Genomic DNA, 17,798 nt, shown 5'->3' with positions numbered 1-17,798 from the left:
ATTCCGGGCACCCCCCCACCAGGCCTCGGACCGGCCGTTTCGGGCGGTCCCGCCCATGCGAGCCGGCCCGTCGCCTCGGACCGGCCCACCGTTTCGGCCCGCCGACCGCTGGGCAGTCGGATGGAGACAGACCGTGCGGAGACCGCGACCCGGGGGTGGTGGCATGGACGGGGCCCGGCCCGAACCGTGGATCGGCGGGCACGCGTTCCTCTCCGACTGCGCCACGGCCGCCCTCGTCGCACCGGACGGCACCATCGACTGGATGTGCGCGCCGCGCTTCGACTCGCCGTCCCTCTTCGCCGGCATCCTCGACACCCGGCGCGGCGGAGGATGGAACCTGGAGGTGGAGGGCGCGCGCCCCGCGGTACGGCGCTACGTCGACGGCACCCTGGCCCTGGAGACCCGGTGGGAGGGCGACGGCGTCAGTGCGGTCGTGACCGACCTGCTGGCCGTGCGGCGGTCGGGGTCCCGGCTGCGCAACGAGGGCGTGCTGGTGCGCCTGGTGCGCTGCCTGTCCGGGCGTGCCACGGTGGTCTCCCGCGTGGAGGCGGTACCCGACTACGCCCGGCGCTCCGCCGAGTGGCGGCCGGACGGCGACGGCGCCCTGCGGGAGAGGTCGGGCCCCCGGCTGTGGGCCACCGGCGAGCCCCGCACCGCCGCCGACGGTTCCGTGGAGTACCGCCAGGAACTCGCGGAGGGGGACACCGCCGCCTTCGCCCTCGACTACCTCGGCGAGTCCGGCGCCGCGGACGCGGCCACCTGTGAGGCCCTCGTCGAACGGACCCTGGAGGCCTGGCGCTCCTGGTCCGATCGCACGCGCTACGACGGAGCCGGAGCCCAGCACGTCCGCCGGAGCGCCGTCGTGCTGCGCGGGCTCCTGCACGAGGAGTCCGGAGGCCTGATCGCCGCGCCGACGACCTCGCTGCCCGAGTGGCCCGGAGAGGCGCGGAACTGGGACTACCGCTACGTCTGGCACCGGGACGCGGCGCTGGCCGTGCTGGCCTTCCTGCGCCTCGGGCACGGTGCGGAGGCCCGCGGCTACCTCGACTACCTGTTGCGCACGTTCCGCCGCACGCCCGAACGCCTCGGCCCCGTGCACACCGTCGACGGCGAGCTGCCGCCCGAGGAAGTGGAGCTCGACCACCTCGACGGACACGTCGGCACCGGGCCGGTGCGTGTCGGCAACGGGGCCCGCGGCCAGAACCAGATCGACGTGTACGGCCACGTCCTCGACGCCGCCCTCTCCTACCAGCAGGTCGTCGGCGACCTCACCGAGCACGACCTCCACGGCCTCTGGAGGATCGTGACGGCGGCCCGCGGCCTGCGGTCGAGCCTCGGCCACGGGCCCTGGGAGTCACGGGGCGCGCCGCGCCACTGGACCACCTCCCGGGTGTACCTGTGGGTGTGCCTCGACCGGGCGGTCCAGCTCGCCGAGCTGACCGGCCACCGGGACCCGCCACCGCTGGACGAGTGGCGTGAGGAGGCCCGCTCGCTGCGCGCGGAGATTCTCGAACGGGGGATCGACTCCGGCTCCGGTGCCTTCGTCCAGTCCTACGGCGGCGACCGGGTGGACGGCTCGTTGACCCGCCTACCGCTCGTGGGCTTCCTGCCGGGCCGCGACCCGCGCGTCCTGCGCACACTGGAACGCCTCGACGCCGAACTCGGCGTCGGCGGCGACAGCGGGAGGGACGGCGATGGTGCCGGCGACGGGTCCGGCAGCAGTGGCGGCGACGGCGATCTCCTCCAGCGCTACCACCCGGTCCGCACCCGTGACGGACTGGACACCGAGGAGGGCGCGTTCCTCCTCTGCTCGTTCGACATGGTCTCCGCGCTCGTGCTCGCGGGCCGCGTCGAGGAGGCCGAACGCCGGTTCGCGCGGCTGTGCGAACGGAGCGGGCCGCTCGGCCTGCTCTCCGAGGAGATGGACGCGGACGGCACCATGCTCGGCAACTTCCCCCAGGCCTTCTCCCACCTCGCGCAGATCAACGCCGCGATCAACCTCGACTCCGCGGAGGACGTCGAGGCCCTGCGCGCGTGGGCGCGCCGCCGGTCCGGCGGTCATGCCCCGGCGAAGGACAGCCGACAGGCGACACCGTCAGGGAGGGAGGCATCGGCATGACCGAGGCCAAGGAGAGGCTGGCAGAGGAGGCGGAGGCCTATCGCGGGGACAGCGAGCAGCCCCTGGGCGGATACGCCCTCGTCGTGGCGGGCTACACGGCCCTGGTGGCCGCCGGTGTGGTGACGGCGCGCGCGACCGGGCGCCGGGGCGCCGCACAGGACGTGGGGCCGTGGGACCTGGTGCTCATGGGACTGACCACGCACAAGCTGTCCCGGCTGCTGGCCAAGGATCCCGTGACGAGCCCTCTCCGCGCGCTCTTCACCCGTTTTCGCGGTGTCTCCGGGCCGTCCGAGCTGAAGGAGGAGGTGCGGGGAGAGGGCGGGCGCCGAGCGGTCGGTGAGCTGGTCACCTGCCCGTTCTGCACCGCGCAGTGGGTCGCGACCGCCTACGTCTTCGGACTCGCGTTCGCCCCGGGCCTGACCCGGAGCGCGGGGGCGGTCTTCAGCGCCGTGGCGGTGTCGGACTGGCTGCAGTTCGGGTACGCGCGGCTGCAACAGGCCCAGGAATGACGCCGCCGGTCCCCGGCCCGGCGTCCGCGCCCGTACGGGGCTCCGCGCCCCCTGACGGCAGCGCGCGTGCGCCGCGCCCGGACACGTCCCGTACCCGTCCCGAGCCCCGGTTCGCCGCCGTCCCGGCCGGGTAGCGGGGGCCCGCACACGGAGTGATGTCCCACGGCCCGTCGCGGGCCGGTACAGGGGGTGGAATGGGAACCGAACGGACGACGGACACGGTGGCGGGGGCCGCCATGGCCGCGTGGGGGGTGCCGGGACGCACCCCGGCGGTGGTGTGCGTGCACGGCGCGGGGGTCTCCTCGCGGCAGATGGCACCGCTGCTGCCGGCGTTCGACGGACGCACCGAGGCGTGGGCGGTCGACCTGCCCGGATTCGGTGCCAGCGACGCGGGCGGTCGCCGGTGGACCGTCCCCGACCTCGCCGACGCGCTCGTGGAGTGGACCCACGCGCGAGGGCTGACCGACCCCTGCCTGCTCGGCCTGTCCCTGGGCGCCCAGGTGGTGGCGGAGGCGGCGGCACGGCACCCCCACGACGTGGGGTCGGTGGTGCTGGCCGGGCCCACCACCGACCCCGAGGCCCGGTCGCTGCCCCGCCTCGCGGTGCGCCTGCTCTGGAACAACCTGTACGAACGCCCCTCCGTCGTCACGCACAGCCTCCGGGACTACCGCGAGGCCGGGCCGAGCCGAGTCGTGCGCAGCTGGACGGCGAGCCGCGACCACCGCATCGAGCTGGTCCTGCCACGGGTACCGCAGCCCGCGCTGGTCGTCCGCGGGTCCAGGGACAAGGTCTGCCCGGGCCCCTGGGCCGAGGACGTCGCCCGCCTGCTGCCGCGCGGCCGGCTGGTGACCGTCCCCGGGCTGCCCCACGCGCTCTCGTGGGCGGGTCCGGGGCGCCTGGCGCGCATCGTCGAGCGCTTCTTGGCCGAGGAGGCGCGATGAGGCCGCGCAGAGCCGTCGCGGGATTCGACTCCGCCACCGCGATGCTGCGGCGCCTGGCCTCCTTCGACGCGGCGGTCCGGACGGGCCGGATCGTCCGAGGCGACCCGATGGGACGAGCAGGGGACCCGGACCGGGCCGGAGACGCGAGCCTGGCCGTGAACCCGAACCGGGCCGAGAACCCGGACGTGGCCGAGTACACCGACCGGGGTCCCGCCTCGGCGGCCGAGCACGACCCCGGCGACCCGGGCCCGGGCACGCGCGTACTCGCCGCCGCCGCGACGGCGGCCAACCGCATGCCCCGAGGCGCCAAGGAGAGGCTCTACTCGGCGTCCGGCTGGGCGGAGGCCGTGCCGCGGCGCCGGGTCGCGGAGATCGACTCCGACGACCTCGCCGAGTGGGTCGCCGGACACTACCGGGGCGGCCGCTCGGACGTCGCCTTCGTCGGTTCCGCCGATGGCGCGCTCATCCACCTCGCGGCGGCGCTCGGCGCGCCCTGGCTGCCGCAGACCCTGCTCATCCCCGTCCGGCGGCACGGCGTCCCGCCCGAGGACGGCGCCAGGGACCTGGACCGGATGCGGTCGACCGGCGAGGCCCTCGTGCGCCGGAACCCCGACTGGCGGCTGCACCACATGCACGACCCCGTGCAGGACCGGCTGATGATCGCGCACATGTGCTACTTCAGGGTCAAGTGGCTCCGCCTTCCCGAGGCCTACCGCGCCTTCCTGCGGGCGACGCTCCCGCGCGGCGGCACACTCGTGGTGTCCGACTGCGCGCTGCGCACGCCGACGACGGCCGTGGGGGAGCGGTACGTGTTCCAGCACGGCGGTTTCGGCGGCGCCACCCAGGACGAACTCCGGCACGGCGGTCCGCGCGTGCGGGCCCACCTGCGGGCGCAGGGGTCCGACTACCGGAGGTTCGTCGCGCCGGAACCGGACGGCGAGCACCCCGAGGCCGAGTGGGGGTTCGCCCCGGAACTCATGGGCGACCTGGCGGAACTCGCCCGTCGGGAGGGCTGGCGGCTGGTCCGGCTGCGCCACGACGAACCCGGGTCGCTGAGCCCGGCCGTCGCCGACCTGTACCGCGACCACTACCGGCGCCGCGGTGTGCCGCCGAACCGGCTGCTCGCGGAGACCTTCATGCTCGTGGAGCCGTACTGGGCACTGCGCACGGGCTCGGTGCCCTACTGGGCGGTGTTCAACACCGAACCGGCTCAGCGGGCCCTGGCCGCCTACCTCGACCGATCCCCGGACTTCGAGGAGATCCGGCTCGGGCTGTTCTCCCACGGCGTGGACTCGGTGGGCCTGGCCGGAGCCGCCGACTGGGCGGGCGTGCTGGAGCGGGCCACCAAGGTGGGCACGTTCCTGGGGACGGACCCGGGCCGGTATCCGCGGGACTTCGCGGTGCTCTTCCGATTCCGCCGCGACCTGGCCCGGGTACGCGGACGCCGGCCGCTGCCGGATCCCCTGAGCTGGGAGGAGGTGGCGGAGGCGCTGGCGGGGAAGCCGGGCGTGGATGTCATACCGGAGCACGGATAGCGCGTACCGCCCGAGCCGCGTACCGCCCGAGCCACACGAACCACGAGTACCACGTGAGCCACACGGATAACGCGAACTGCGCGAATCGCGTACTGGGCTTACCGCACGAGTCGCACGACCTGCGCGCACCTGCGCGCACCTGCGCGCGCCGCTCGTGGAGGGGCGAACAGGCCGACAGCGTGTGAAGGAAGCGAGGCCGGACGGCGAGTCCGGTCCGCGGGGACGTCGAGGAGGACGCCGTGGTGGGAGAACACCTGGTCGAGGGGCTGCGACGCGCCGTCCGCGGCCGGGGCCGGGAGCGCGAGAGGGTCGTCCTCATCCTGCGCAGCGTCATCGCCTCCACACTGGCCTGGGCGGTGGCGGCCCTGGTGATGGACAGTTCGCAGGTGGCCTTCGCCCCGTTCTCCGCCCTGCTGGTGGTGCGCCCCAGCGTCTACCGGTCCGTGCTCGACTCCAGCCGCTACGTGGCGGCGGTCTTCCTCGGGGTGCTGGCCGCCGGGGCCGCCGGGCTCACCGTCGGCGTGCACCTGTGGGCGTTCGCCCTCGTCGTCCTGGTCGCCCTCGTCGTGGGACAGGCTTCCCTCTTCCGGGAGCAGGGGCGGCAGATCCCCGTGGTGGCGGCGTTCGCGTTCGCCGGGGGAACCGCCGCGAGCGTGGAGCCGTTGGGCGAGATCCTGATCATGGTCTGCGTCGGCTCGGCCTCCGCCCTGCTGACCCAGCTCGTCCTCGCCCCGTCCGTCCGCTTCCGGGACGCCGAGGACGCCGTGCGCGGCTTCGCCGACTCCCTGGCGTACCTGGTCGACGAGATGGCCGATGGCCTGCGCGAGGGCCGGGAGGGCCTGGACACCCGCCGGTGGGTCCGGATCGCCCAGAGCCTGACCGCCACGCGGGAGAACGCCCGGGCCGCCGTCGAACGGCAGGACGAGAGGGTCCGGTTCAATCCCCGCAGGGTCCTGATGCGGAGCGGTTCCACGGTGAGCCTGCGCACCTACCGGGAGTGGATCAACGCACTCGACCGCGCGTCCTGGCACCTGCGGTCCATCACGAGCACCTTCGACGCCCTGGAGCGCGGCACGAGCCGGCTGCCCGCCCAGAGCGAGGACTTCCTGCGCGTGTACGGCGGCCTCCTGGACGCCGTCTCGGACGTGCTGTGGACGCTGCACGAGGGCCGGGCCTGGGAGAGCGTCCAGGTGCCGCAGGACCTGAGCCAACGGCTGGAACTCGCTCAGAACGCCGTTGACCGGTGCCGGGAGGACTTGGAGAGCGGGGGCGACGGCGGTACCTGGCACGTGCGCGGGTCCATGCTCACCGACGTCGAACGCCTGCTGCAGGAGCTCCAGGAGGGGCGTTCGGGCGCTGAGCAGGGATGAGTGACGGTGAGCGGAGGCGGCACCCCGCGGCCCGTAGGGTCGGGGGACGGGTCCACGACCGCCACCGTGACAAAGGAGTCCGATGAGCCTTCGCATCCAGGAACTGGGCTGGCGCGCCACCCCCATGGGCGAGATCAGCCTGCGCCGGCGCTGGGACCCGGCCGCGCGCACCGACGTCTACGAGATCAAGCTCGACGACGAGTTCCTCATGTCGAGCCTGTTCGTCGCAGCGGAGGTCGAGGTCGCCCGCATCGCCCTCGCCGAACTGCGTGCCGCCGGGCCACCGCCCGAGGGCGGCTACGACGTCGCCGTGGGCGGACTCGGGCTCGGCCACACCGCGCTCACCGTCCTGGAGGACGACGGCGTGCGCTCCCTCGTGGTGGTCGAGGCGCTCCAGGAGGTGATCGACTGGCACGAGGAGAAGCTCATCCCGGCCGGGGAGACGCTCACCGCCGACGCGCGCTGCCACCTGTCGCAGGGCGACTTCTTCGCCCGCGCCGCCGACCCGGCAGGAGGGCTGGCCGGGGCCGAAGGCCCTCCGTTGAGGGGAGTGGACCGTCCCGGCGCGGAGCGCTCCCACGGGCAATGGCGGGCGACGGGTGGGCTCCGCCCGGACTCGCCGGGAACCCGCTTCCACGCGGTGGTCGTGGACATCGACCACTCGCCCCGCCACCTGCTCAACCCCGCCCACGCGCCCTTCTACGAGGTGGAGGGGACGCGTCGGCTCGCCGAGCACCTGTGGCCCGGCGGCGTGTTCACCCTGTGGTCCAACGACCCGCCGGACGAGGACTACCTCGACGTCCTGCGCGGAGTGTTCACCGGCGTGCGGGCCGAGGTCGTCAGCTTCCCGAACCCCTACCAGGACCGGTCCGCCACCAACACGGTCTACGTGGGATCGAGGCCGCGCGACTGACCCATGGGGGCGTCGGAGGTGGTGACCCGGTCGTGACCGGGGGTGGGAGTAGGGACACGGAGAGCGGGCAGGGGATCGGTATGGCACATCGCGGACACTCCAGAACCGCCGCCGTGCTCGGCGTCCTCCTGCTGGCGTGCGCGTGCGGAGCGGACGGCACCGGCACGTCGGTGGCCCCGGAGGAGTCGGGGACGCCGGGGCGGGAGAGCACGGAACAGGAGACGCAGGGGACCGGCTCCGTCGAGCCCGGCGACCCCGGCACGCCCGTGGACGTGGCCACCGGCCTCGAGGTCCCGTGGGGCGTGGACTTCCTGCCGGACGGATCGGCCCTGGTCGCCCAGCGCGACTCCGCCGAGGTCGCGCACGTGGCCGCCGACGGCACGGTGACCGGAGCCGGTGAAGTGGAGGGCGTCGTGCCCGGCGGCGAGGGCGGGCTCCTGGGGCTGGCGGTCGATCCGGCGTTCCCCGACGAGCCGTACGTGTACGTGTACTACACGGCGGCGTCCGACAACCGCATCAGCCGGATCGAGTACGAGCCCGACGCGGTCGAGCTCGGCGAGGCCGAGGTCATCCTGGACGGCCTGCCCAAGGCGGGCAACCACAACGGTGGCCGGATCGCCTTCGGCCCGGACGACCTGCTCTACGTGGGCACCGGCGACGCCGCCCAGGGCACGCTGGCCCAGGACACCGACTCGCCGGCGGGCAAGATCCTGCGGATCACCGGCGAGGGCGAGCCCGCCGAGGGCAACCCCTTCGACAACCGCGTGTACAGCTACGGGCACCGAAACGTACAGGGACTGGCCTGGGACGACGACGGGCGCCTGTACGCGACCGAGTTCGGGGCCGACGCGTTCGACGAGGTCAACCTGATCGAGCCGGGCGCGAACTACGGGTGGCCGGAGGTGGAGGGCCCCGGCGGCGGGGACGAGTTCACCGACCCGCTGGTCACGTGGTCACCGTCCGAGGCCTCGCCCAGCGGCGCGGCGATCGCCGGCGACGCCCTGTGGGTGGCGGCTCTGCGCGGCGAGCGCCTGTGGCGGATCCCCCTGGACGGCGAGGGAGGGCTCGGCGAGCCGGAAGCGCACTTCGAGGGCGACCACGGGCGCCTGCGCACGGTGGTCGTCGCGCCGGGCGGCGACGCGCTGTGGCTCACCACCAGCAACCTCGACGGTCGCGGATCGCCGGAGGACGGTGACGACCGCATCCTGCGGGTGCCCCTGGAGTGAGCCCGCCGCCCGCCGGCGGCGGCGTCCTTCCCGCCACCGCGCACACGGCGGGGAGGGCCCGGCTCCGAACCGAACCCTCCCCTGTGGCCGCCGCTGCCACGGCCGTGGCCGCACTTGCTAGCCGCAGACCGCCCCGTTGAGCCGGAACAGCTCGGGAGCCGCGTCCGATCCGCCCGAACGCGTGCCGACGAAGCCGAACGTCGTCTCCTCACCGGGATCGATCGCCGCGTTCCAGTCCAGGTCCCGCGTGGTCACCCGCGGACCCGACTGCTCCAGATCACCGCTCCAGTGCCGGCCCACCGACTGCCCGCCGGTGAACGACCAGCCGAGCTCCCAGCCGTCCACGGGCTCGTCGCCGGTGTTGCGGATCGTCACCTGGGTGGTGAACCCGCTCTCCCACGCGCCGTGCACCGTGTAGTCGACCTCGCAGGCCGACGCGGTCGGGGGCGCCGCCTCGCCCTGGTCGGTGACGAACGCCGACACCCACGCCAGCGCCGAGTTCCAGTTGATCGTCAACTCGTTGGTCGACCACGCGTCGATGTGGTCGATGTAGCAGAACTGCGGCGCGCACCCCTCCAGGTTGGCCTGGCTCACCGGGTCCCAGGTGGCAGTGTCGGAGTTCGGTCCGCCCGACAGCGTGCCGTCGGGCGGGTGGGGCAGCGACGGGTCCAGCTGGGCGGCGTACCACCGGCTGTGCTGGTTGACCGCGTCGTTCTCGCCGTACCCGGTCACATACGACTGGTTGAGCGCGTTGCGCCCGAGCACGTAGTCCATCCCCTCCAGGACGGCGTCGCGGTAGCGCGCGTCCCCGGTCAGGTCGTAGGCGGTCGCCAGGACGACCATGGTGTTGAGGACCAGTCCGTTGGAGCCCCACACGAGGGCCCCGTTCTCCGGGTTCAGGACCAGGCCGTACGGGTGCTCCTCGGCGGCCGCCAGGTACTCGTCGGCGGCGGCGACCACGGAGGCGCGGACCTCGTCGCGGCCGTCGAGGGTGTTGGGGACGGTCGCGAGCTGGAGCCGGCCCAGGGGCGCGGTCCAGCGCCAGTCGAAGGCCGAGTCGGTGAAGGCCTCACCGGTGTGCAGCTCCGCACCGGTCACGGCCTCCTGGTACTCGGCCGCGCCCGTGGTGAGATACAGCTCGGCCGCCGCCCAGTAGAACTCGTCGGCCACGGTGTCGTCGTCGTAGGGGCCGCCGCCCTGGCCGCCGGCCGTCGCGAAGCGGTCGGGGTGCTCCAGGGCCGCGTCCCAGGCGGTCTCGGCCGCCTCCGCGCAGGTCGCGGCGAAGTCGGCGTCGTAGGGCGCGAACACCCGGGCGCACTGGGCGGCGGTGGCGGCCAGGTTCAGCGTGGCCGCCGTCGACGGCGGGTGCAGGTAGCGGGGCTGCGGATCGCGGTCGGGCATGAGCGGCAGGCCCGTCCACTCCGCGTCGTGCACCTTGTGGTGCGCCATACCCGCGAGCTCCTCGCCCTCGGGCACCTGCATGCTGAGCAGGAACTCCATCTCCCAGCGGGCCTCGTCCAGGACGTCGGGCACGCCGTTGTCCCGTTCGGGGATCGCAAGGCTGGAGTCGGCGACCCGGTCGGGGTCGCCGGTGGGGGCGTGGTGCGCGCGTTCGTACACGCTCATCAGCTGGTGGACGGAGATCCCGCCGTTCACCACGTACTTGCCGTGGTCACCGGCGTCGTACCAGCCGCCGGACACGTCCAGGGTGTAGTCGCACGGTGTGTCGGGATGGCAGGTGACCTCGGTGTCCCCCTGGTTGGGCTCGACGCCGGCGTGGCCGGCCGGGCGCCCGTAGCCGGGGGCGATCTCGTCGCTGATCTCGATGCCGCTGCGCTGTGTGTAGTAGAAGTCCAGGGCGTCGGTCGCCAGGTCCACGTAGGGGTCGGCGGCGATGTCGAACGGGTGGCTGGTCTCGCCGTCGGCGGTCAGGGTGAAGCCGGTGCCGACCTCGGTGAACCCGCCGAAGTCGAGCGAGTGCACGTTCTGGTCCGAACTCGGGTCCAGGCCCCGCGGAACGGTCTCGCCCTCGGCCACGACGGTGCCGTCGGCGTCGGCCAGTTCCCAGGGCAGGGGCTGTTCGGCGTCGGTGACCACGGTGGCGTTCTTGGGGCCCTGGGGCAGGTAGCCGACCTGGTTCACGCGCACGCGCGGGCCGGTGTCGGGCTCGTACACGGGGGGTTCGGCCCCGCCGAGGAGGGACACGTCGTCCAGGCAGAAGGTCCAGTCCTCGTCGGCGCCGCCGATCTGGAAGGCGACCTGGGCGTCCGGCATGTCCGCGGAGGCGGTGAAGACGTGTTCGAAGGGGGCGGGGTCGGCTCCGAGGGCCGAGCGCGCGTCCAGTTCGGTGCGCCAAGGGTCGACGGGCTCCTGGACGAGCGCGCGCACCACGACGCCGTCCGCGCCCGAGGCGGTGTAGCTGAAGCCGTAGGACTCGTCGGCCTCCAGGGGGAGGTCGTTCTGGCCGATGATGGCGTCCCAGGGATTCTCGGTTCCGCCGGGGACGTCGGCGCACAGGGCGCCGTCGACGACGCTCGTCTCGATGCCTTCGCTGGCCCACCAGCCGGTGGCTCCGTCGGAGAAGTCGCCGTTGACGATCTGTTCGACGGGGTCGTCGTCGGCGGCCTGGGCGGGTGCGGCCGTGAGGAGGCCGCAGGTGAGGGCGGCGCACGCGCTGAGCGCGAGCGCCCTGGTCGGGGTGGTCATGGCTTCCTTCCGCTGGGGGTGGACGACCGGTTGGCCGCCGCGGAGGTTGGGAGCGCTCCCATATGCATGGTTGTGGGAGCGGCCACGACTGTCAATGGGGGTAAGCGCCGCGGCCCTACGGCCAGGGTTCGCGGTGGCGGCGGAGTCCGTGCTCAGAGGCCGACGTCGCCCAGCGACGCGAGCAGCCGTTCCCGGGCCGCCGCCAGGCGCGCCGCGGCCGAACTCTGTCCACAGGGTGTGGACAGGTCAGGAGGCGCGCGGCCTGTCCACAGCCTGTGGACAGAGGTTCGGATCGGGGGCTTCGACGGTGCGGGGATCGGGGATGGCGCGGGGTGCGCCCGCTCGCGAGGAGGCCTCCAAGACGAGGCCCCTGCTCTTCGGATCCTGCTGGATCCGCCGCACTCGCCCATGGCGAGGCCCGCCTCTGAGGAGGCCCGTCCCTGGTGGGGTCCGTTCGCGAAGAGGCCCGCCCATGACGAGACCCGCCCGCGGCGGAGCCGGGGCGGGCGGATCGCGAAGCGTGTGTGCTCAGGCCTGGTCGGCCTCGTCGTTCCCCTCGTCGCCGGCCGAGTCCTCGTCACCGGTCGGCAGCAGGCCGCGGGCGATGACCTCCTCGGTCAGCGCGCGCACCACCTCGGCGGCGTCCCCGGCGTGCCCGGGGTGCTCGGACACCTCGCGGAGCTCGGCGAGGATCGCCGACACCACGGAGTCCCACCGCAGGATCTGGGCGAGCGGCGCGGCCTCCGTCGACTCGCGCCAGCGTCGCAGGGCGTCCAGCCGACCGTGCTCGACCGCCTCGTGGGTGAGGTGGAACAGCAGGTCCACCGTGCGCTCGTGCGAGTCGCGGTCCATGAGGTCGACGTCGATCACCGGCACCGGCTGGGTCGTGTCACCGTCCTCCTGGGGGCGCAGGTGGAACACCTTCCACAGGCGTCCGTTGGTGAGCACGATCCACCGGGAGCCGTGCTCGGCGGCGACCCGGCGCGCCATCTGAATGTTGCGGATGTCCAGGTCCTGGCCGACGCCCTTCACCTCGACCGGGGCGAACACCTCGCCGTCGAGGATGATCGCGTAGTCGACGGAGTCGCCGCTGGTGCGGTACTCCGTCGTCAGCTCCTGGTACTTGCTGTAGTTCAGGCCGACACTGAGGAAGTCGGCGACCAGCAGGCGGGTGTCCCCGTCGTTGGCGTCGCGTTCGATCAGCTCGGCCAGGGGGCCCGACAGCCGGTCGATCGCCGCGGCCAGCCGACCGCGCACCGGCGTCTCCCAGCTGACAGGGGTGGTGAACTGACCCGTCCGGGTCATCACCTGGGTTGCCTCGACGTCCATGAGTGTCCGTTTCCGTGGTCGCCGTGGGCCCCGCCGCACGCTGCCCGGGGGCACGGGATGAGGGAGGATTGGCCGCCCCGATCGTACAGCTCCCGCGGCCCTGTCGCCGATTCGACCCGTCGCGGTCGGGCGCCGCGGTCGGTTCACCGCCGCCAGGACAACCGCCGCGGTCGGTTCACCGCCGCCAGGACAACCGCCCCTCCCCCAGGTCGGCGATCAGCTCCCGCACCCAGCGCAGTTCGGTCACGGCCATCGCCCTCCGGTACTCGTCCTCCACGAGGAAGAGGCGGGGCACGCCCATCGCGCCGGCGGCCCGAGCGTCGTCGTCGATCGTGCCGAGGAGCTCCTCCAGCGCCGACACCCGCCGTTCCAGCAGGTCGACGACCTCCGCCACCGGAAGTGCGGGCAACGAGGCCAGCGCGACCGGGAACTCCGGGAACTCCCGCGCGGGAGTGGAGAGCATGGTGCGCAGCCAGGACATCAGTGTCTCCCGGCCCTCCCCGGTCAGCTGGTAGACGGTGCTCCGCGGCCGCTTCCCCTCCCGCGAGGTCTCGCGCACCTCGACGAGTCCGTCCCGCAGCAGGCGGTCCAGGGTCTGGTACACGCTGTTGCGCTGCGCGATGTTGACGATCGTGTCCTTGTGCCGCTCCTTGATGAGCTGCTGCATCCGGTAGGCGTGCATCGGCTCCTCCTCGAGGAGCAGGAGCAGCTGGACCGCGAGGGGTGAGCGCTTGTGGGGCCGCGACGGCATCGGGCTCCTTCCGGGCCGCCCCGTTCCGGCCCGGGCGCGGAGTGCCGCACCCGGAGCAGCGTCCCCGGAACCCGGGGATTTCTCAGGGCCGCCTCAGGGTCGTGGGGCGTTGTGTCGATGATCATTCTATGTATAGTCATAATATGACTAACGAAGGGAGTCGATCATGACCAGGGCACTGATCATCGGAGGGGGGATCGGCGGGCCCGTGGCCGCGGCGGCGCTGCGGCGGGTGGGCGTGGACGCCGTCGTGTACGAGGCGCACCCGGGGCCGGGAGACGGGCTGGGCGCCTTCCTCAGCCTGGCCCCCAACGGGCTCGCCGGGCTGGACACCCTGGGCATGCTCGATCCCGTCCTGGCCGCCTCCGCCTTTCCCAGTACGCACATCGAACTCGTCAACCACAGGGGCCGCAGGCTGGGGCTGGTCGGTGACGGCTCGGACCGCCTCCCCGGCCACCTCTCGGACCGGTTGCGCACCGTCACCGTCAACCGCGACGCGCTCCAACGGGCGCTGGCCGAGACCGCCCTCGACCAGCGCGTACCGATCGAGTACAGCCGGCGCTGCACCGGCTACACCGAGGGCCCCGACGGCGTGGTGGCCGAGTTCGCCGACGGGAGCACCGCCGAGGGGGACGTGCTGATCGGCGCGGACGGGCTGCACTCCCGCGTCCGCGGCGTCATGGATCCCGACGCGCCCCGGCCGGACTACACGGGGGTCATCGGCAGCGGCGGACACGTCCCCGCACTGGACGTCGAGCCCACGCCGCCCGGCACCGTGCGCATGGTCTTCGGACGCCGCGCCTTCTTCGGGTACCAGACCACGCCGCAGGGAGGGGTGTTCTGGTTCGCCAACCTGGGGCACTCCGAGCTGACGCGGGAGGAGATCGCGGCCCGTGGCGACGACGAGTGGAAGCGGACCACCCTGGACGCCTTCGCGGGCGACCTGCCGGTGATCACGACGATCCTCGAAGCCGAGGCCCCCGCGCGGTTGCGCCCCCTGAGCAGCTACGACATGGCCGCGCTGCCCAGGTGGCACCGTGGCCGGGCCGGCCTGCTCGGCGACGCGGCCCACGCCGTCTCCAGCTCCTCCGGGCAGGGGGCCTCGCTCGCGATCGAGGACGCCCTGGTGCTCGCCCGGTGTCTGCGCGACATCCCCGCCGTGCCCGAAGCCCTGGCGGAGTACGAGGCGCAGCGCCGCGACCGGGTGCGGCGGATCGTCGCGGAGGGCCGCAGGCGCAGCAACCAGAAGCTCGGCTCGGACCATCCTGTGGCGCTGGTGTTCCGCGATCTGATGCTGCGGACCGTGTTCGCGGTCATCTCCAGGTTCGACGGCACCTCGTGGATCCACGGCCACCGCGTCGACCTCGACGCCCCCGCCCGGGCCGGTTCCGGTCCACGGGCGTGAGCGGGGGCCGACACGGACGCAGGCGCGGTCGCCGACGCGGTCGCGGTCGCCGATGCTGGGCCAAGGGTCAGGACGCGGACGTCGGTCCAGCGGTCACGGGCGCACGGTGGGCGTGCTCCGGGGGCGGGGACGGTCGCCGAAGTCCTCGGCCACGAGCCGGTCGGCCCAGCGGGTGAGAGACGGCCACACCGGCGGCGGAGTCAGTCCGGCGGCGCGGACCAGGGCGTCGGCCGATGCCGTGTCGTAGCGGTCGGCGCTGAGGAAGGACAGGGTCTCGGGTTCGACGCCGGTGAGCGCCCGGGGCAGGCGTCGCAGCAGGCCGACCGGCACCCCGCCCCGCGGGGCGCGCACGCCCAGGTGCGCGGCGAGGCCGCGCAGGAGTTCGTGCAGCGGGGGCGTCTCGTTGTCGAGCACCCAGTGGGCGGGGACGGCAGCGGTTCCGGCCGAGTCGTGGTCCGGGACCGCGGCGAGGAAGCGCGCGAGGTGGTCGACCGTCACGACCGGCACGAACGTCGACGGCCCGCCGGGGAGCAGGGGCAGCCGCCCCCGCCACAGGTCGCGAACGGTCTGGGCCAGGCCGATGTACTGCCCCGACTCTCCCGTCTCGGAGTCGCCGATGACGGTCGAGGGATTGACGATGCTCAGCGGCAGGCCCTCGCGCACGGCGAGGTCCCTCACGACGGCGTCGGACTCGATCTTGGCGGCCTCGTAGGCGCCGTGCTCCCGGTACAGGCGGCTCGCCTCGGCCGGTGACGGTGGGCCGGCCAGGACTCCGCCCGCCCGGTAGCCGGTGACGTGCACGGCGCGTCGCAGTCCGGGCAGGCGCGAAGCCCAGGTGAGCGCGTGCAGCGCGCTGTCGACGTTGGCCGACCGTGCCTCCTGCCGGTCCATGCCGAAGCGGTAGCGCCCGGCGCAGTTGTAGACGTCGCGCACGTCGCGCAGCCGGTGCGCGGTGGCGGAGTCGAGACCGAGATCGGGCCGGGCGAGGTCGACACGGACGGTGGTGAGGCGCGCGGTGGGCACGTCGTGCCCGCGAAGCCAGGCGAGCAGGGCCGCCTCGCTGCCGTCGCTGCGGGTGCCGGCGGCCGCGGCCTGCCCGCCGTGGAGCAGCTCGGCCAGGAGCCGACGTCCGATGAGTCCGGTCGCCCCGAGCACGAGGGCGTGCGGGGGCGCTGGGGTGTACGGCTGTCGCATGGCAACTCCTATATAGATCGATCTACATATTTTTGGTCCACAAGCCGGCCCCGAGTCGCGTCGCCGAGTACTCGCGTCACCGCGCTCGTGGTGGCCGGGTCGCCCCGGGTGCGGGTGTGGTCGGTCAGTCGTCCTTGAGCAGCAGTGCGACCGACGCCCGGGCCCGGTCGAGCGGGGCACGGCTCCGGGTCGCCCGTGCGAGCAGGATGGCTCCCTCGATGAGGGAGAGCGCGGACCACGCCTGCGCGTCCGCGGCCTCCGGGGCACGCCCGAACACCGTGAACCGGGCCGCGAGTTCCCGCTGCCAGGACGAGTAGACCCGTGTGCAGACCTCGTGCACGCGGTCGTTCGTGGCGGCGACATCCACCGCGGCGGCGGCGATCGGGCAGCCCTTGGTGAAGTCCGACTCGACCATCCTGGTGGTGAAGAGGTCGATCATCCGCTGGACGAGGGCGACCGCGTCGGGCGCGTCGTCGGCCAGTCCGGCGAGCGCGGCGCCCACGTCGGCGCCCGCGGTTTCGAGCGCCGCGGTGACCAGTTCGTCCTTGCCGCCGGGGAAGTGGAAGTACAGCGAACCCCGTGGAGCGCCGCTGGCGGCCAGGACCTGGTTGAGTCCCGTTCCCGCGTAGCCGTGGGCCTCCAGCAGCTCGCGCGCTCCCTCGATGAGCCGTGACCGTGTCGCCGTTCCCTTGGTTCCCATGGAGACAGACTAGACCGATCTACATATTTTCGCCAGTCCGCTCTCGGTGCGGGCGGTGACGGACCGTCAAACGTCCGTCGCCCGAGGAGTAGGGTCTTGGTTCCCACGGCATGGAAAGCAGGGGAACATGCTCTTCTCGATCCCCGGGGCGGGGTGGCTCCTCATCGCCGCTGTGTCGACGGTGGTCTTCATGATCGGCATGCGCGCGCTGATCATCGGAGCGACCTCCGGGGACGGGGTGCCCGGCGACTGGAAGGAACAGAGCAGGCGGGGGATACGGCTGTTCTACGTCGCGACACCGGTCTTCGCCGCGATCGTCCTCGGCGCGAGCGTGCTCCGCCCCGAGCCGCCGTCCACGATCCTGTTCCTGTACAGCATGTCGTTCGTCGCCATCCCCGCCGCGCTGCTTCCGGTCCGCGGCCGCATGGTCCGGCTTCACCTCGCACAGCAGGCGGACCCGGACGTCGCGCCCAGGTCCGACTGGCTCGTGACCACGTGGCTCGTCCTCGTCCTGGGGACCGCGTGCGTGGGGTCCACGGCCGCCCTGCTGGTGTCGAAGTACGGCACGTGAGACCGCCGGCCCGTGTCATGGTCGGGCATGGGGCATGGGGCATCGGGTGCGGGTGCGGGTGCGGGTGCGGCGGGTGGGTCAGGCGGGGACGCCGAGCTCGCCAGGAGCGTGCGGACGCGCTGTTCGATGTCGTCGCGGATGGGACGGACGGCCGCGACACCCTGGCCGGCGGGGTCGGGCAGGGTCCAGTCGAGGTAACGCTTGCCGGGAAAGATCGGGCACACGTCGCCGCAGCCCATGGTGATGCAGACGTCGGAGGCCTCGACGGCGTCGGGGGTCAGGATCTTCGGCTTCTGGTCGGTGATGTCGATGCCGACCTCGTCCATGGCCGCGACGACGGCGGGATTGACGGAGTCGGCCGGGGCCGAACCCGCCGAGCGCACCTCCACCCGGTCGCCGGCCAGGTGCCGCAGCCAGGCGGCGGCCATCTGGGAGCGGCCGGCGTTGTGGACGCAGACGAACAGCACGGAGGGCCGATCGGTCATGGGGGTGCCACCTTCTTCCCGGGTGCGGCACCGGGGCAGCCCCG

General features: G+C 73.4%; 14 protein-coding genes and 1 pseudogene. 9 read left to right on the top strand and 6 right to left on the bottom strand.

Translation table 11 applies throughout. The features are described 5' to 3' along the window. Positions 1-163 precede the first annotated feature (163 nt). The 7 genes from HNR10_RS14020 (at position 164) to HNR10_RS13990 (ending at position 8,613) form a co-directional block, all read left to right on the top strand. Positions 164-2,119: a glycoside hydrolase family 15 protein gene (locus HNR10_RS14020; RefSeq protein ID WP_179823832.1), complete on the top strand. Its 1,956-nt coding sequence runs from the start codon at positions 164-166 to the stop codon at positions 2,117-2,119. Continuing rightward, entirely contained in the window at positions 2,116-2,628 is a 513-nt protein-coding gene (locus tag HNR10_RS14015; RefSeq protein ID WP_179823831.1) for a DUF1360 domain-containing protein, read from the top strand. The genes HNR10_RS14020 and HNR10_RS14015 overlap by 4 nt, the downstream gene beginning before the upstream one ends. A 194-nt stretch (positions 2,629-2,822) precedes the next feature. Continuing rightward, positions 2,823-3,569, top strand: a complete 747-nt coding sequence (locus HNR10_RS14010) for an alpha/beta fold hydrolase (protein WP_179823829.1) — start codon at positions 2,823-2,825, stop codon at positions 3,567-3,569. Then, the gene (locus HNR10_RS14005; RefSeq protein WP_179823827.1) at positions 3,566-5,104 is read left to right on the top strand and encodes a hypothetical protein; all 1,539 of its coding nucleotides are present in this window, start codon (positions 3,566-3,568) and stop codon (positions 5,102-5,104) included. The genes HNR10_RS14010 and HNR10_RS14005 overlap by 4 nt, the downstream gene beginning before the upstream one ends. Before the next feature lie 239 nt (positions 5,105-5,343). Further along, a complete protein-coding gene (locus HNR10_RS14000) occupies positions 5,344-6,474 on the top strand; it encodes an aromatic acid exporter family protein (protein ID WP_312889263.1) in 1,131 nt (376 codons plus the stop codon). An 82-nt stretch (positions 6,475-6,556) separates the two neighbouring features. After that, complete coding sequence (locus tag HNR10_RS13995) at positions 6,557-7,387, top strand: spermidine synthase (RefSeq protein WP_179823825.1); 831 nt, start codon at positions 6,557-6,559, stop codon at positions 7,385-7,387. A gap of 80 nt (positions 7,388-7,467) precedes the next feature. Then, positions 7,468-8,613, top strand: a complete 1,146-nt coding sequence (locus HNR10_RS13990; RefSeq protein ID WP_179823823.1) for a PQQ-dependent sugar dehydrogenase — start codon at positions 7,468-7,470, stop codon at positions 8,611-8,613. A gap of 117 nt (positions 8,614-8,730) precedes the next feature. On the opposite strand, the gene HNR10_RS13985 is transcribed toward HNR10_RS13990, so the two are convergent. From HNR10_RS13985 to HNR10_RS13975, 3 genes are all read right to left on the bottom strand, one after another. After that, positions 8,731-11,319 carry a glycoside hydrolase family 9 protein gene (locus HNR10_RS13985; protein WP_179823821.1) on the bottom strand — a complete coding sequence of 863 codons (2,589 nt, stop codon included), beginning with the start codon at positions 11,317-11,319 and terminating at the stop codon, positions 8,731-8,733. Positions 11,320-11,847: 528 nt separating this feature from the next. Beyond that, a complete protein-coding gene (locus HNR10_RS13980; RefSeq protein ID WP_179823819.1) occupies positions 11,848-12,648 on the bottom strand; it encodes a hypothetical protein in 801 nt (266 codons plus the stop codon). A gap of 175 nt (positions 12,649-12,823) precedes the next feature. Beyond that, a complete protein-coding gene (locus HNR10_RS13975; protein ID WP_179823817.1) occupies positions 12,824-13,399 on the bottom strand; it encodes a PadR family transcriptional regulator in 576 nt (191 codons plus the stop codon). A gap of 166 nt (positions 13,400-13,565) precedes the next feature. Between HNR10_RS13975 and HNR10_RS13970 the strand changes: the two genes are divergently transcribed. Then, positions 13,566-14,804 carry an FAD-dependent oxidoreductase gene (locus HNR10_RS13970; protein ID WP_179823815.1) on the top strand — a complete coding sequence of 413 codons (1,239 nt, stop codon included), beginning with the start codon at positions 13,566-13,568 and terminating at the stop codon, positions 14,802-14,804. Positions 14,805-14,897: 93 nt separating this feature from the next. Here the strand turns inward: HNR10_RS13970 and HNR10_RS13965 are convergent, their stop codons facing one another. Together HNR10_RS13965 and HNR10_RS13960 are read right to left on the bottom strand one after the other, a co-directional pair. Continuing rightward, complete coding sequence (locus tag HNR10_RS13965; RefSeq protein ID WP_179823814.1) at positions 14,898-15,998, bottom strand: SDR family oxidoreductase; 1,101 nt, start codon at positions 15,996-15,998, stop codon at positions 14,898-14,900. Positions 15,999-16,122: 124 nt separating this feature from the next. Beyond that, the gene (locus HNR10_RS13960) at positions 16,123-16,698 is read right to left on the bottom strand and encodes a TetR/AcrR family transcriptional regulator (RefSeq protein WP_179823813.1); all 576 of its coding nucleotides are present in this window, start codon (positions 16,696-16,698) and stop codon (positions 16,123-16,125) included. Between the two features lie 127 nt (positions 16,699-16,825). Between HNR10_RS13960 and HNR10_RS13955 the strand changes: the two genes are divergently transcribed. After that, a complete protein-coding gene (locus HNR10_RS13955; protein WP_179823812.1) occupies positions 16,826-17,269 on the top strand; it encodes a hypothetical protein in 444 nt (147 codons plus the stop codon). Positions 17,270-17,370: 101 nt separating this feature from the next. On the opposite strand, the pseudogene HNR10_RS13950 reads toward HNR10_RS13955, so the two are convergent. Further along, positions 17,371-17,754: pseudogene (locus tag HNR10_RS13950) on the bottom strand (arsenate reductase ArsC); the annotation flags it as partial. Positions 17,755-17,798 lie beyond the last annotated feature (44 nt).

The organism is Nocardiopsis aegyptia (assembly GCF_013410755.1).
GTDB classification, from domain to species: Bacteria; Actinomycetota; Actinomycetes; order Streptosporangiales; family Streptosporangiaceae; genus Nocardiopsis; species Nocardiopsis aegyptia.
The sequence above is the reverse complement of the archived record's forward strand: the minus strand, read 5'-3'. Positions and strand labels throughout refer to the sequence as shown.

What these genes read in the sequence shown, in the direction of transcription:
- HNR10_RS13995 (WP_179823825.1), top strand. Translation starts at nt 6,557, where the DNA reads ATGAGCCTTCGCATCCAGGAACTGGGCTGGCGCGCCACCCCCATGGGC.
- HNR10_RS14010 (WP_179823829.1), top strand. Translation starts at nt 2,823, where the DNA reads ATGGGAACCGAACGGACGACGGACACGGTGGCGGGGGCCGCCATGGCC.
- HNR10_RS13990 (WP_179823823.1), top strand. Translation starts at nt 7,468, where the DNA reads ATGGCACATCGCGGACACTCCAGAACCGCCGCCGTGCTCGGCGTCCTC.
- HNR10_RS14015 (WP_179823831.1), top strand. Translation starts at nt 2,116, where the DNA reads ATGACCGAGGCCAAGGAGAGGCTGGCAGAGGAGGCGGAGGCCTATCGC.
- HNR10_RS13965 (WP_179823814.1), bottom strand. Translation starts at nt 15,998, where the DNA reads ATGCGACAGCCGTACACCCCAGCGCCCCCGCACGCCCTCGTGCTCGGG.
- HNR10_RS13970 (WP_179823815.1), top strand. Translation starts at nt 13,566, where the DNA reads ATGACCAGGGCACTGATCATCGGAGGGGGGATCGGCGGGCCCGTGGCC.
- HNR10_RS13985 (WP_179823821.1), bottom strand. Translation starts at nt 11,319, where the DNA reads ATGACCACCCCGACCAGGGCGCTCGCGCTCAGCGCGTGCGCCGCCCTC.
- HNR10_RS13980 (WP_179823819.1), bottom strand. Translation starts at nt 12,648, where the DNA reads ATGGACGTCGAGGCAACCCAGGTGATGACCCGGACGGGTCAGTTCACC.
- HNR10_RS13960 (WP_179823813.1), bottom strand. Translation starts at nt 16,698, where the DNA reads ATGGGAACCAAGGGAACGGCGACACGGTCACGGCTCATCGAGGGAGCG.
- HNR10_RS13975 (WP_179823817.1), bottom strand. Translation starts at nt 13,399, where the DNA reads ATGCCGTCGCGGCCCCACAAGCGCTCACCCCTCGCGGTCCAGCTGCTC.
- HNR10_RS13955 (WP_179823812.1), top strand. Translation starts at nt 16,826, where the DNA reads ATGCTCTTCTCGATCCCCGGGGCGGGGTGGCTCCTCATCGCCGCTGTG.
- HNR10_RS14020 (WP_179823832.1), top strand. Translation starts at nt 164, where the DNA reads ATGGACGGGGCCCGGCCCGAACCGTGGATCGGCGGGCACGCGTTCCTC.
- HNR10_RS14005 (WP_179823827.1), top strand. Translation starts at nt 3,566, where the DNA reads ATGAGGCCGCGCAGAGCCGTCGCGGGATTCGACTCCGCCACCGCGATG.